Here is a 14,004-nt window from a genome sequence, read left to right as displayed (position 1 = left end):
GGGCGCTACGCCAGGATGTCGTCCGCGTCGATGATCCGGTACGCGTAGCCCTGCTCGGCCAGGAAACGCTGCCGGTGGGCTGCGAAGTCCTGGTCGACGGTGTCGCGGGCGACGACCGAGTAGAAGTGCGCGGAGTGCCCGTCGGCCTTCGGCCGGAGCACCCGGCCGAGCCGCTGGGCCTCCTCCTGGCGGGAGCCGAACGTCCCGGAGACCTGGATGGCGACGGTCGCCTCCGGCAGGTCGATGGAGAAGTTGGCGACCTTGGAGACCACCAGCACGCTGATCTCCTTCGACCGGAAGGCCTCGAAGAGCTTCTCGCGCTGCGCGTTGCTGGTCTCGCCCTTGATCACCGGTGCGTCCAACACCTCGCCCAACTCGTCGAGCTGGTCGATGTACTGACCGATGATCAGGGTCTGGTCCTTCTCGTGCTTGCGGACGAGTGCCTCGACCACCCGCCGCTTGGTCGCGGTGGTCGCGCAGTAGCGGTAGCGCTCCTCGGGCTCAGCGGTCGCGTACGCGAGCCGCTCGGAGTCGGTGAGCGTGACGCGGACCTCGCAGCAGTCGGCGGGCGCGATGTAGCCCTGCGCCTCGATCTCCTTCCAGGGGGCGTCGAAGCGCTTCGGGCCGATCAGCGAGAAGACGTCGCCCTCGCGGCCGTCCTCGCGGACCAGCGTGGCCGTCAGGCCGAGCCGGCGGCGGGCCTGGAGGTCGGCGGTGAACTTGAAGACCGGCGCCGGCAGCAGGTGCACCTCGTCGTAGACCACCAGGCCCCAGTTCCGGGCGTCGAAGAGTTCGAGGTGGGCGTAGACGCCCTTCCGCTTGGTGGTCATCACCTGGTACGTGGCGATGGTGACCGGGCGGATCTCCTTCTTCGTCCCGCTGTACTCGCCGATCTCGTCCTCGGTGAGCGAGGTGCGCTTGACCAGCTCGTGCTTCCACTGCCGGGCCGAGACGGTGTTGGTGACGAGGATCAGCGTGGTCGACTTGGCCTCCGCCATCGCGGCGGCGCCGACCAGCGTCTTCCCTGCGCCGCAGGGCAGCACCACGACGCCCGAGCCGCCGTGCCAGAAGCCCTCGACGGCCTGCTGCTGGTACGGGCGCAGCTCCCAGCCGTCCTGCTCCAGGAAGATCGGGTGCGCCTCGCCGTCCACGTACCCGGCGTGGTCCTCGGCGGGCCAGCCGAGCTTGAGCAGCACCTGCTTGATCTGGCCGCGCTCGGAGGGGTGCACCACCACGGTGTCCGGGTCGACCCGGTCGCCGACCAGCGGGGCGATCTTCTTCGACTTCAGCACCTCCTCGAGCACCGGCCGGTCGGTGGTCGACAGCACCAGGCCGTGCACCGGGTGCTTGGAGAGCTGGAGTCGCCCGTACCGCGCCATGGTGTCGGCGATGTCGACCAGCAGCGCGTGCGGCACGGGGTAGCGCGAGTACTTGACCAGCGCGTCGACGACCTGCTCGGCGTCGTGCCCGGCGGCACGGGCGTTCCAGAGGCCGAGCGGCGTCACGCGGTACGTGTGCACGTGCTCGGGCGCGCGCTCCAGCTCCGCGAACGGCGCGATCACGCGGCGGCAGTCGGCTGCCTTGGGGTGGTCGATCTCCAGCAGCAGCGTCTTGTCACTCTGGACAATGAGCGGTCCGTCGTTCACGCGGGGCAACCCTCCGTTGGTCTGTCGCAGACCCTCCAGTGTCCCGCACTCGGGTGGGGTGGGGTGACCCGACGGCCGTTGGCTCGTTGAGGCGGGTATGAACAAGCCGAACCGCCTCCTCGCCGCCGTCGCCCTCTCCGGTGCGGCCCTCGCCGTCGCCGCCACCCCCGCCCAGGCCGTGGGTGGCCTCGGGCAGCCGGGCGGGGTCTTCGGCTCCGTCGCCTTCACGCTCGCCGAGCTGACCAGCGGCATGCCGATGCCGGACACCGACGCGATGGTCGAGAACGCCAAGAACTCGCCGCAGGGCCAGGCGATGATGCAGCAGCAGGCTCACTGACGTCGGCGTTCCGACGCACAGCAGGTCCGACGTGCAGCAGGTCCGACGTACAGCAGGGGCGCGGGGATGAGCTCCCCGCGCCCCTGCTGAGGTCTGTCGGCGTCAGCCGCCGAGGACCTTGTCGCGGTGCTCGTCGGCCCACTCCAGCGAGTGGCGGATGCCGTCGTTGATGGAGTAGTGCGCCTCCCAGCCGAGCTGGCGCTTGGCGCGGTCGCTGACCGTGTAGGCCCCGGGCACGTCGCCGGGCCGGGCGACGGTGTCGACGGTCGGGATCGGGGTGTCGATCACGCTGTTGAAGGCGTCGACCAGCTCGCGGACGGTGGTGCCGGTGCCGGTGCCGAGGTTGATCGCGCTGGACGGCGTCTCGGCGTCGAGGATCTCGTCGAAGCGGGTGACGGCGGCGACGTGGGCGCCGGCCAGGTCCCAGACGTGGATGTAGTCGCGGACGCCGGAGCCGTCACGGGTCGCGTAGTCGGTGCCGGTGACCTGGAAGGCGACGCCCTCCTCCTTGGCCTCGATCATCTTGCCGAGCGCGTGGCTGGGGCGGCGCAGCTGGAGGCCGGTGCGCATCTGCGGGTCGGCACCGATCGGGTTGAAGTACCGCAGCGAGAGGATGCGGATCGGCTGGGTCGCCGCGATGTCGGCGAACATCGCCTCGCAGACGGCCTTGGTCCGCGCGTACGGGCTCTGCGCGTCGATCGCGGAGTCCTCGCGGACGGTGAGGTCCTCGTTCGCCTGGTAGATCGAGGCGGAGGAGCTGAAGATCATCCGGCCGCAGCCGTTGCGGATCAGGTGGCTGACGAAGTCCAGGCTCTTGGCGACGTTCGCCGTGTAGTAGCCGATCGGGTCGGCGACGGAGTCCGGCACCACGATGAGCGCCGCGCAGTGCACGACGGCCTCGATCTCGGGGTGCTCGGCGAAGATCCGGTCGATCAGCCCGCCGTCGGCGATGTCGCCCTCGTAGAACGCCCGCCCGTCGGCGAACTCACGCCGACCCGTCACGAGGTTGTCCAGGATCACCGGGGTGATCCCGGCGTCGATGCAGGCCGACGCGATGGTGCTACCGATGTACCCGGCGCCGCCGGAGACCAGAATCTTCATGCGGTCGATCCTAGCCGCGGCCGGCACCTCCTCCGGCGGCCCCGAACCGGCCTCCGGCACCCTTTGTGTGACATGTCCGACGTGCACGTGTGAGGTGCCTTACGGACAGCTGGCACTAGGAAAAACGACCTTAGTATTTAAGTTTAAGTTCATGTACCGTGGCATCGCCCGGGTATGACCAGAAGTCTGTGTACGGCCGGAGCCGACCTCCCTTGGAGAGGGGGGGAATCGTACAAAAGTGGCAAACCTCTCCAAGGCCCTATGTCGACTGCCCCGTCCGCACAGATAACTGAGAGTGCATGAGCATGACGCCTCCCCGTGTGAGCATCGTTGTACCCGTCTACAACGTCGAGGAGTACCTCCAGGAGTGCCTCGACTCCATCGCTGCCCAGACAGTCTTCGCGGACTGCCAGGTGGTCATCGTCGATGACGGCAGCCTGGACGGGTCCAGCGCCATCGCCCGCGAGTTCGCCGATGCGCACTCGAACGTACTCCTGCATGTCCAGGAGAACGGCGGCCTCGGCGCCGCGCGCAACGCGGGCATCGACCTCGCGCAGGGCCGCTACATCATGTTCTGCGACTCCGACGACATCCTGCCCCCGCGGGCCGTAGAGGCGCTCCACGAGGGCATCACCGCCGAGCCGGGCATCCCCGTCGCCGTCGGCCTGATGCAGACCTTCCCGTCGGTCACCAACTGGGCCTGGCGCGGCGTCTTCAACTTCAAGGCCGACCGCCGGGTCGTCGAGGGCATCGCCGAGGTGCCGACCCTGGTGCACAGCGCCAGCGCCTGCAACAAGATCTTCGACCTCGAGGTGCTCCGCGAGTCCGGGCTGCGCTTCAAGGAGAAGGCCCACTTCGAGGACGTCTGGGTGGTCGTCCCGTTCCTCTGCTCGGCGCCGAAGATCGCGCTGGTCAAGGAACAGGTCTACGACTACCGCAAGCGTGAGAGCGGCGGTTCGATCATGAACTCGCTCTTCACCCGGCCGCAGAACTACTGGGACCACCTCGCGGCCAACCTCGCGCTGCTGGAGCTGCGCAAGGACATCGACGTCCTCAAGCACGACGCGCTGGACCAGTTCAACGTCCGCAGCTTCCAGGGCTTCGCGATGCGAGCCTTCCGCCAGGTGCCCGCCGAGGACCTGCCGCGCTTCTTCGAGCAGGCCAAGCAGATCTACCAGGGCATCAGCGTCGCCAACATCCTGGCGGCCACCGTCGACACCCGGCACCGGGTGCCGGTGCTCGCCTGCCTGATGGACGACTACGAGCTGTTCGCCAACCCGGACAAGGTGCTGCGCACCGTCCGGGCCCGGCGCGGCCAGCTGCTGCTCGACTACCCGGCGGCCCCCTCGCACCTGCAGCCGCTCCTCGAGGTCAGCGCGTTCTCGGCCCGGGTCGAGCAGTTCAAGCCCGTCGACGACGGCCGGGCCGTGCAGATCGGCGGCCGCTTCGACATCAACGGCCTGCGCCTCGCGCTGCCGCTCGACGCCGAGGTGACGCTGGACGTCAAGGGCACCGGGATCAGTGTCCCGGTCGAGAACGTCCACCGCGGCGACCTCCGCGAGCTCGACGAGGAGAAGGCGTACACCGGCTGGCGGGCCACCCTGCCCACCGCCAAGCTCGGCAACGGCCGCCACACGCTGCGCTTCACCGTGCACACCAAGACCGGCCCCGTCACCCGGATGTGCCTGTCGACCATCGGCTACCTCCGCAGCGCCCGCACCATCGAGATGCCCACCGGCCGGATGCTGCCGGCCTGGGGCCGCGGTGACCGCGTGGTCATGGAGGTCCGCACCGGCAGCCCCGCCAAGCTGCAGACCTCGTGGACGCGGATGCTCGCCCGGCGTGAGCTCGCCCACGTGGTGCGCCGTCGCCCGCTCTGGAAGGAGCGGCTCGTCCGGCTGGCGACCAAGCCGCTGGTGCGCGGCCGCGACATCTGGCTGATCGGCGAGCGCGTCGACACCGTCCAGGACAACTCGGGCCACCTCTTCCGCCACCTGCGCACGGTGGAGAAGAAGAAGGACGCCTACTACGTGATCGACAAGTCGAGCCCCGACGCGAAGCGTCTGGACGGCCTCGGCAACGTCGTGAACCACAGCTCGTGGAAGCACAAGTTCCTGATGCTGCACGCCTCGACGCTGATCAACTCGTACGACATCGACGCGTACATGCTGCCGAAGGACTGGCAGCGCTCGAACTACCTGAAGCACCTCAACTGGCGGATCGGCGCGCGCCGCGTCTTCCTCCAGCACGGCGTCACCGACCAGGACGTCAGCAAGGGCATCCACCGCTCCAAGACCGGTCTCGACCTGATCGTGACGGCCACCCCCCGCGAGTCCGAGTACGTCGCGGACTGGATGGACTACGGCGACGCCGCCCAGCAGCTCGGCCTGCCCCGCTTCGACGCCCTGATCCCGGATCACGGCCACAAGCGGGTGCTCTTCATGACGACCTGGCGCAACTACCTCGGCACCCCGTCGTACGGGAAGTCGGCCAGCTCCGTCAGCGTGGAGTTCGAGGGCTCGACCTACCAGCAGTTCCTGGCCGGCTTCTTCGGCAGCGAGCGGCTCAAGGAGGCGCTGGAGCGTACCGGTTACACGCTGGACTTCCTGGCGCACTACGAGATGCGCGACTACGCGCCGGAGTTGGTGCCGCAGGGCGGCCCGTTCCACGTCGTCGACATGAGCAAGAAGACCTTCCAGCAGGCCCTGCGCGACTGCGACCTGTTCGTCACCGACTGGTCCTCGACCGCTTTCGACGTCGCCTACATGGGCACCCCGATGGTGTACGCCCAGTTCGACGCCGACGAGTTCTGGGGAAACCACTCGCGGCCCGGCTACTTCGACTACGCCAAGGACGGCTTCGGCCCGGTCTGCGACAACGTCGAGGCCACCGTGGACGCGATCATCCGCTACCTCGACGCCGACTGCGTGCGCGAGGAGCTCTACAACGACCGGGCCGCCGAGGCGTTCTCGCTGCCGCACGGCGGGAACTCCGCCCGCGTCGCCGACGCGATCAAGGCGCTCGACGCGCCCCTCGAATCCCCCGCCGCCCATCGCCGCCGTAGCTGAAGACAGAAGACCACCATGTACAACACGATCTCCGAGCCCCACACCGCCCTCGACCGGAACAGCCTCCCCACCCGGGTGGACGTGCCGCGCCGGGTGCTGGCCGTGGGCGCCCACCCCGACGACATCGAGCTGGGCTGCGGGGCCACCCTGCGGGCCCACGTCGCCGCCGGTGACCGGGTGGTCATGCTGGTGCTGAGCAACGGCGCGGGCGGGCCCGGTGACGTCCTCGCCCGCGAGGAGGAGCAGCGGCAGGCGTCCGAGCGCCTCGGCGCCGAGCTGCGCTGGGGTGCGAGCGACGACCGGGCCATCACGGACGGGTTCGAGACCGTCCACGTGGTCGAGTCGGTGCTGAACGACATCAAGGCCGACATCGTCTACACGCACTTCCCCGACGACTCGCACCAGGACCACCGCGCGACCTCCCGCGCGGTCGTCTCGGCGGCCCGCAACATCGAGCAGGTGCTGCTCTTCGAGGGGCCCTCCTCGCAGAACTTCCAGCCGCACGTCTACAGCAACATCACCGGTTTCACCGAGGACAAGCTGGAGGCGCTGCGCGCGCACGGCTCGCAGGTCGAGGGCAGCCGCAAGGTCGACCCGGACGCCGTCGCGGCGCTGGCCCGGGTCCGCGGCTTCCAGGCCGGGGTGCCGGAGGCCGAGGGTTTCGTGGCCCGGCGCTTCGTCTTCGACCTGACGGGTCGAGGCCGCTAGTCCGGACCGGACGGGAGCGACACGAGGGCGGCAGGCGCTACGGCGCCTGCCGCCCTTCCGTGCGTTCGGGCCGCCTCGGCGGTCAGGCCGACTCGTCGACCTCGGCGACGCCGGTGATGCGGTGCAGGGCGAAGGTGCGGACCTCGTCGGCGTGGTGGTCGTAGGCGGTGACGAAGCCGCCCTCGACCTTGACCGGGTCGACCACGCGCTGGGAGGCGAGGCCCTCGGCGTTGACGTAGCCGATCCACATCCGTTCGCCGAGCATGACGGCGGTCTGGAGGGCGGCGAGGGTGTCGGCGGCGGCGGTGCGCGGGAGGTGGCGCAGGTCGGTGCGGGCGGGGCCGGTCTGCTGGGGGGTGGCGGCGGGGCCGGCGACGGTCTCGCGGCGGACGGCGGTGGCGGCCCGGTCGCCCGCGCGGACGGCCCTGACGGCGGCGCCGAGCAGCACGTCGTCGGGCCGGGGCGGTCCGTCGGGGACGGGCGCGGGGGCGCTGCGCGGGGGTGTCCGGTGGCTGTCCGGGCGGGTGATCACCACGTCGCCGTCGGCGGATTCGGCGGCCGGGGCGTAGCCCATGGCGCGCAGCACCGCGAGCAGGGTGTCCGGTGCGGCCTGGGCGGCGAGCACCGTCGGGGCGAGCAGCCGCAGCCGCAGTTCGACGGCCCGCCGGTCGGCCAGCACCTCGGCGAGCAGCGCGGTGTCGTCGCAGCGCAGGTACGAGGAGGCGGCGCCGACCCGCAGCACGCCGTGCCGCCGTGCGACGTCGTCGATCAGGTAGGCGAGCGGCTGCGGGACGGGTGTGCGGGAGTGCTTGGCGAGGAAGGTGTGCAGCTCGGCGGCCGTCCGCCCGGCGTCCAGGGCGCGGCGGACGGAGTCGGTGCCGAAGCGGTAGACCGTGGCGCCGCCCTTGGACTCGATGTCGGCGCACAGGGCCAGTGCCTGGGCGAGCGGGGTGAGCAGCGGCCCGGGGGCGATCGCGGTGAGGTCGGGTTGGAGGATCACGTGGTCGAGCGGCTGGGGCAGCAGCGGCTCCAGCACGGCGGCCGGGTCCTTCCCGGCCAGCAGGGCGCGGGCGGGGGCGGCGAGGGCGCCCCGGCCGGTGAGGCCGAGGAGTTCGGCCTCGCTGAGCGTCCAGGTGGTGAGGTGGTCGCGGAAGTCCCGGCCGTCCGGCCCGGTCGGGCCGCCGCGCAGCGGCCGCTGCCAGCGCAGCGCGGGCAGCAGGGTGTCGGCGGCCGCCGTGCCGCCGGGCGGCAGCTCGGCGAGCAGGGCGAGGGTGGCGTGGCGGACGGGCGGCGCGAGGGTGCGGTCCAGCTCGGCGCCGAGCGCGGCGCGGGCCTTGCCCTTGCCGTCGGGGGTGCCGGTCAGGCCGGCGACCCGGGTGGTGGCCAGCCAGTCGCGGGCGAGCAGCTCCCAGCGTTCGGCGACGGGCTGCTGGAGCCAGCTGTCGTACGCCGGGGTGGGTGCCCAGCGCTCGTCCGCCTCGCCGTCGGGGGCGAGCAGGCCGGAGACGTACGCGAGCTCCAGCCAGAAGGCGGCGACGGGCTCCGAGCACTCCAGCGTGAGCGCGGCCCGCTTCAGGTCCCGGACGCCGAGGCCGCCGGCCCGCAGGGTCGGTGGTGACTGCAGGCCCCAGGCGTCGAGCAGCTCCTCGACGGTACGGACCGCCGTGTACGCCTGCCCGGCGGCGGCGCTGTCCACAGCCTGTGGATCGCGCCGGGCGTCGGCGGCGGGCACCGGCCGGGTGGCTTCGACGTTGCGGTGGGTGCGGCCGCCGCGCAGGTGCAGGGCCAGCTCGCGCGGGAGCACCACCGACGTCGGGCTGGAGGGCAGCAGCAGGCCGCGCGCGAGCAGCCACTCCACGGGGCTGCGCACCTCGTCCGCCGTGACCTGGCGGGCCGCGTCCGGCACGGTGCCGGTGGGCGGGCCCCAGACCAGCCGCTCCAGCAGGGCGAGCGCGGGCTCCGGGGCCTCGGCGAGCAGCGCGGTGCAGCGCTTGCGGTCGGAGAGCAGGCCCGCGAGCGCGGCGACGGCGGAGACCGGGTCGGGGGTGGCGGGCAGCCCGGCCCCGGCCAGCAGCTGCTGGAGGCGGGCCGGGGACATCCCGGTGGTCGCCTCCGCCAGCGTCGGCCCGAGGCCCGTCCGGCCCGGGTTGGCCGCCGTCGGCGCGAGCGCCTCCCGGACGGCTATCACCAGGCGCAGCGCCGAGTCGGGTCCCCAGAGCAGTGACTGCGCGCGGAGCGTCGCCAGGGCGCCCGGGAGCGCGGCGGTGACTGCCTGGCGGTCGACCGGGTCGGCCTGGGCGTGCGGCTTGACCCGCGCCGGGCCGGTCAGCAGATTGCGGACGAGGGTGTCCTGGCTCGCGTCCGGCGCGGCGGCAAGGGCCTCGGCGACCTGGAGGGTGAACCTGTCCAGCCGCTCCAGCGCACGCAGCGCGGAGGCCCGGCCGGAGGCGCGGGCGGCCAGCTGCGTCAGGTCGCTCGGCACCGGGTTGAGCAGATCCGGCCGACTGTGGAGCAGTTCGGCGAGCGCCTCGTCGCTGCGCGCCCGGAGCTCCTCGGCGAGCGTACGGGGGGCGGCGGAGGCCCGGGGTGGGCGCGGCTCGCTCTGCTGGCTGCTCATCCGATCCAGGTTAGACCCTTTGGCGATCAGGTAACCGGTGGGCGGGTGAAGGTGGGTGCGTACGGCCTGCCCGCGCGGGTAGCGTCGCGGTGGGGTCTGCGAAGGAGCGGGGTGCGGGTCATGGCACGTGAGGGCGAGTGGTGGCGGGTGGACGGGCCGTGGCGGGTGCTCGGGCGGCCGTCGCCGCAGGAGCCGGTGGCGGGTGACCAGGAGAGCGTGTACGCCCCCCAGGTGCCCGTCCAGCCGGGCCCGGCAGCGGCAGCGATGCCGGCCGCGGTGCCGGTGGAGGCGGCGGGCCCGGACGGGCCGGACGGCGCCTGGCTGATCGCCCGCGCCGCACCGGGCCCGCCGCGCACCCCCGCCGACTTCCCCGAGTGGGACAGCGTCGTCTTCGACTTCTCCGACTCGCTGCCGAAGGCCGAGCCGGAGGCCCCGGCGGCGACGGCCGTGCCCGAGCAGCGGGAGCCGGAGCCGGTGGCGGTGAAGGCGGTGGCGGTGAAGACGGCTGCGCTGGCCGGGCGGCGCCCGTCGGTGCTGGTGCTGCTGGCGGCCGTGGTGCTGCTCGCCGGGGCGGTGACGGGGCAGTTCCTGGCGCTGCTGGCCGGGTGGGCGCTCGGGTACGTGGCGCCGAAGCTCGGCGACCTGACCCGCAAGTTCGCCGTGCTGGGCATCCCGTTGGCGACGATGGCCGGTTCGACGGTCTGGTTCTGGGGGCGGGCGAAGGGCCGTTGGGGCTCGCCGCTGGCCCAGGGCGCCCAGCTGGGGCACGTCACCTGGGCGGCGGCGCCCGGCGTGCTGCGGGTGGCGGGCGCGCTCTCGGCGCTGTTCCTGCTCGCGGTCACGCTGCGCCGCCCCAAGGCTTAGACCCCAAGGCGTAGACCCCGAGGCGCGGGCCCCGGGGCCTTGGATCAGCCGCCTCAGCCGCCTCAGCCGCCGAGGAAGCGTTGGAGTTCGGCGAGGATCAGGTTGGCGCCGGTGTAGCCGATGCCCTGGAACCAGAGTTGGTCGCCGACCGGGAAGGCGCGGTGGGCCTGGACGGCCGTCAGCGCCTGCCAGGCGGGGCTGCCGAGCAGGGCGGCGGCGGGGGATTTCGCCGGGTCGCCGTAGGTGGCGTGGAAGAGGTAGTCGCCGTCGGCCTTGGCGAGCTGGTCGGGCGTGATCTCGACGTCGAAGGCTTCGACGTTCTGGGCGTCGGGGCGGCCGAGCTGGAGGTCGGTGAGCAGGGTGCCGATGAAGCTCTGCCGCCCGTACAGGCGGACGGTGGGGGAGCCCTCGACGAAGCGGACGATGCTGATCTTCTTGCCGCCGCTCCCGGCGGAGCCGATCGAGGCGACGGTCTGCGCGACGTGCCGGGCGTACTCGGCGACGACGGCGGCGGCCTCGTCCTGGCGGGCCAGCGCCTCGGAGTGCAGCCGGAAGTTGTCCTTCCAGGGGTAGCCGGTGGTCGTGGTGAGGACGGTGGGGGCGATCCGGGCGAGGGCGTCGTAGTGGGCGCCGTCCCGGGTCTGGTTGCCGAGGATCAGCTCGGGCCCCAGGGCGGCGACGATCGCCGGGTCGGGGCTGCCGATGTCGCCGACGTACGTGATCGCGGCCAGCCAGGAGGCGGGCCAGTAGTCGGGGAAGCCGTGGTCGGCGGCGGCGCGGGCGGCGCCGACCGGCGTGATGCCCAGGGTGATCGCGGAGTCGAGCTCGGCGGTGTCCAGGGCGACCACCCGCTGGGGGCCGACCGGCACCACGACGGGGCCGGTCGCGGCGGTGACGGTCGCCCGGGGGGTGGGCTGCGGGGAGCCGGTCACCGGGAGCGGTGTGGACGGCGGGCCGAGGAAGGAGCCGCTGCACCCCGTGGCGCCGGTCAGCAGGAGCGCGCCGAGCCCGGAGAGGGCGGTGCGGCGCGAGACCTGACGTGGCATCGGGACCTCTCGGGGGTGGCGGGCTCCCGGGTGGTGGGCCCGGGTGGTGGGCGCCTGGGCGGCGAGTGCCACGATTATGTCCGAAATGTCTGCTGATTTGGGTGAGGCGACGGCTCGTTAGGCTGGCCGGTATGGCTCTCACCGTGGGTTTCGATCTCGACATGACCCTGCTCGACACCCGGCCCGGCATCAGGGTGGCGTACGACGTGCTCGCCGCCGAGACCGGCGTGCCGATCGACAGCGAGCTGGCCGTCAGCCGGCTCGGGCCGCCGCTGGCGCAGGAGATGGGCCAGTGGTTCCCCACCGAGCAGGTCGCCGGGATGGTGGAGCGCTACCGCGCCCTCTACCGCGAGTTCGCGCTGCCCGGGGTGGTCGTCCTGCCCGGTGCGCAGGAGTCGCTGGCGGCCGTCCGGGCGGCGGGTGGGCGGGTTGCCGTGATCACCGGCAAGTACGGCCCGAACGCCCGGCTCCAGCTCGACCTCGTCGGGATGGACTTCGACGTCCTGGTCGGCGACACCTGGGCCGAGGGCAAGGGCGACGCGCTGCGCGAGCACGGCGCCTCGGTCTACGTGGGGGACCACCTCGGCGACATCCGGGGCGCGCTGGCCGCCGGAGCGGTGGCGGTCGGCGTCACGACCGGCCCCTACGACGCGGCGGCCCTGCGGGAGGCCGGGGCGGACGTCGTCCTCGCCGACCTCACCGGATTCCCGGCCTGGCTGGAGAGCCACCTCGGCTGACCGGAGGCGTCCACCGCACGGGCCTGCCGTGCAGACCTGGCTGCCCGCAGGGGACGTACCGGCCCGGTCAGCTGCCTGCCTGGACGCGTCGCTTCTGGGCGCGCGCGCCCTGGAGCAGCCCGACCAGGGAGACCAGGAAACCGAGCGGCATCAGCATGCAGAGCCAGTACGCGGCGGTCGGCAGCGGCGTCAGATGAAAGAAGAGTGGGACGAAAGTCACCAGCGTGGCGATCGATCCGACGCCGAAGACGACGGCTCCGGCCCGGACGAAGGCGCTGCCCGGTTCGGCGTTGCTGCTGCTCACGTCGGCTCCTCCTGGGTCGGGGCACCCAGTGTCTCAGAAGAGGGCACCCCCGCCGATCGGCGGGGGCGGGCTCCGTCTGGGCGCGCAGTCCTCCGGGCGAACTCTCAGGCAATCTGGAGGATGTTCAAAGAATCGTCGTTGGAGCAGGGGCGTACCGAGGCATGGGTCTGACGAGTCACAAGGTGCTGGCGCTGTCCGCGCTGCTCTCCGTCCTCCTGGTCGCAGGCACCGTCTGGCTCTGGCCGAGGCTGGCCAAGCAGAGCTGGGCGACCGTGCTCGGCCGGATCGGCACCATCCTGGCCACCCAGCTGGCCGTCATGTGCACCCTGGGCCTGGTCGCCAACAACTACTTCGCCTTCTACAGCAGCTGGGCCGACCTGCTTGGCACCAACGACAACAGCCCGGTGACCATCCAGAGCCGGCTGGCCGGCGGCAAGGGTGCCATCCAGCAGATCTCGGACGAGAACGTGCGCGGCACCAACACGGTCGGCCGCGACCCGTCCGTGGTCGGCAAGCTGGAGCGGATCCGGATCTCCGGCGCGACCACCGGCCTCTCCACCGAGGGGTACGTCTACCTGCCGCCGCAGTACTTCCAGCCGGCGTTCCACGACAAGAAGTTCCCGGCGGCGGTCGCGATCACCGGCCACCCCGGTCTGGCCAAGAACCTGATCACCAAGCTCAACTACCCCTCCACCGAGCTCCAGCTGATCAAGGACGGGAAGACCCCGCCGACCGTCCTGCTGATGATGCAGCCCTCCGCCGTGCTGCCGCGCGACACCGAGTGCGAGGACATCCCGAACGGCCCGCAGACCGAGACGTACTTCGCCAAGGACGTCCCGTCGGCGCTGCGCGCCGCCTACCGCGTCGCCGAGGGCCCCGGCACGCTCGGCGTGATCGGCAACTCCACCGGCGGCTACTGCGCGCTCAAGCTGACCATGAAGCACCCGGACGTCTACGCGGCCGGCGTCTCGCTCTCCGGCTACTACACGGTCGACAACGACGTCACGACCGGCGACCTCTGGGGCGGTGACCCGCAGCGCCGCAACCAGGCCGATCTCGACTGGCGGCTGAAGCACCTGCCCAAGCCGGACGTCTCGCTGCTGGTGGGCGGGACGAAGGAGGGCGACGGCGACTACTACCGGACCACCCAGAAGTTCATCGCCGCCGCGAAGGGCAGCCCGACCAAGGTCTCCTGGATCGATCTGCCCACGGGCGGCCACAACTTCAACACCTGGTCCCGGATGCTCCCCGCCTCGCTCGGCTGGCTCGGCGAGAAGCTGCACGCCCCCTCCGGCGCCGCTGCCTGACCTGCACTTCTCCGACTCCCCGTCACTGCCCGCAGTTCTGTGGGGACGGGGAGTTTCGGTGTACCTGTCGCAGGGGTATGCAGCTCTCGCACGGGGTTGATCGGACACCCCGGACGACCGGGTCGGGGGTGGGGAGCCAGTGGACAGCACGATGCCGGGCCCCGACGCCGCCGGTCCGGGGCCGGCGGCCGGCGCGAGAGCCCTGCCCGCCCCACTGCTCGTACGGGGCCGACGGCGCTCGAAAGAGCCGTTGACGGAGCGTTAGTCTG

General features: G+C 72.0%; 11 protein-coding genes. 6 read left to right on the top strand and 5 right to left on the bottom strand.

The features are described from left to right. Positions 1-5: 5 nt before the first annotated feature. On the bottom strand, positions 6-1,646 hold the full coding sequence (locus tag ACR68M_RS13790) for a DNA repair helicase XPB (protein ID WP_441250772.1): 1,641 nt from the start codon (positions 1,644-1,646) through the stop codon (positions 6-8). Positions 1,647-1,743: 97 nt separating this feature from the next. Between ACR68M_RS13790 and ACR68M_RS13785 the strand changes: the two genes are divergently transcribed. After that, positions 1,744-1,983 (top strand): hypothetical protein, encoded by a 240-nt coding sequence (locus ACR68M_RS13785; protein WP_441250771.1) that lies wholly within the window; start codon positions 1,744-1,746, stop codon positions 1,981-1,983. Positions 1,984-2,085: 102 nt separating this feature from the next. Here ACR68M_RS13785 and galE read toward each other — a convergent pair whose 3' ends face one another. After that, positions 2,086-3,084 carry a UDP-glucose 4-epimerase GalE gene (gene galE / locus ACR68M_RS13780; RefSeq protein WP_441250770.1) on the bottom strand — a complete coding sequence of 333 codons (999 nt, stop codon included), beginning with the start codon at positions 3,082-3,084 and terminating at the stop codon, positions 2,086-2,088. A gap of 320 nt (positions 3,085-3,404) precedes the next feature. Here galE and ACR68M_RS13775 point away from each other — a divergent pair, with 320 nt between their 5' ends. Together ACR68M_RS13775 and ACR68M_RS13770 are read left to right on the top strand one after the other, a co-directional pair. Continuing rightward, entirely contained in the window at positions 3,405-6,152 is a 2,748-nt protein-coding gene (locus tag ACR68M_RS13775; RefSeq protein ID WP_441250769.1) for a bifunctional glycosyltransferase/CDP-glycerol:glycerophosphate glycerophosphotransferase, read from the top strand. A 15-nt stretch (positions 6,153-6,167) separates the two neighbouring features. Further along, a complete protein-coding gene (locus ACR68M_RS13770; RefSeq protein WP_441250768.1) occupies positions 6,168-6,860 on the top strand; it encodes a PIG-L deacetylase family protein in 693 nt (230 codons plus the stop codon). A gap of 82 nt (positions 6,861-6,942) precedes the next feature. Here ACR68M_RS13770 and ACR68M_RS13765 read toward each other — a convergent pair whose 3' ends face one another. Next, positions 6,943-9,477, bottom strand: a complete 2,535-nt coding sequence (locus ACR68M_RS13765) for a helicase C-terminal domain-containing protein (RefSeq protein WP_441250767.1) — start codon at positions 9,475-9,477, stop codon at positions 6,943-6,945. Between the two features lie 120 nt (positions 9,478-9,597). Between ACR68M_RS13765 and ACR68M_RS13760 the strand changes: the two genes are divergently transcribed. Continuing rightward, positions 9,598-10,341, top strand: a complete 744-nt coding sequence (locus ACR68M_RS13760; protein ID WP_441250766.1) for a hypothetical protein — start codon at positions 9,598-9,600, stop codon at positions 10,339-10,341. A 62-nt stretch (positions 10,342-10,403) separates the two neighbouring features. Here ACR68M_RS13760 and ACR68M_RS13755 read toward each other — a convergent pair whose 3' ends face one another. Then, positions 10,404-11,459 (bottom strand): ABC transporter substrate-binding protein, encoded by a 1,056-nt coding sequence (locus tag ACR68M_RS13755; protein ID WP_441250765.1) that lies wholly within the window; start codon positions 11,457-11,459, stop codon positions 10,404-10,406. Between the two features lie 59 nt (positions 11,460-11,518). Between ACR68M_RS13755 and ACR68M_RS13750 the strand changes: the two genes are divergently transcribed. Then, a complete protein-coding gene (locus ACR68M_RS13750; protein WP_441250764.1) occupies positions 11,519-12,124 on the top strand; it encodes an HAD family hydrolase in 606 nt (201 codons plus the stop codon). Positions 12,125-12,191: 67 nt separating this feature from the next. Here the strand turns inward: ACR68M_RS13750 and ACR68M_RS13745 are convergent, their stop codons facing one another. After that, the gene (locus ACR68M_RS13745; RefSeq protein WP_441250763.1) at positions 12,192-12,428 is read right to left on the bottom strand and encodes a hypothetical protein; all 237 of its coding nucleotides are present in this window, start codon (positions 12,426-12,428) and stop codon (positions 12,192-12,194) included. 161 nt (positions 12,429-12,589) lie between these two features. On the opposite strand from ACR68M_RS13745, the gene ACR68M_RS13740 reads away from it, so the two are divergent. Continuing rightward, a complete protein-coding gene (locus ACR68M_RS13740; RefSeq protein WP_441250762.1) occupies positions 12,590-13,735 on the top strand; it encodes an alpha/beta hydrolase in 1,146 nt (381 codons plus the stop codon). Positions 13,736-14,004: the final 269 nt, after the last annotated feature.

This window comes from Kitasatospora sp. McL0602 (genome assembly GCF_052076145.1).
Classification (GTDB): domain Bacteria; phylum Actinomycetota; class Actinomycetes; order Streptomycetales; family Streptomycetaceae; genus Kitasatospora.
This window is presented reverse-complemented; position numbering and strand designations above follow the sequence as displayed.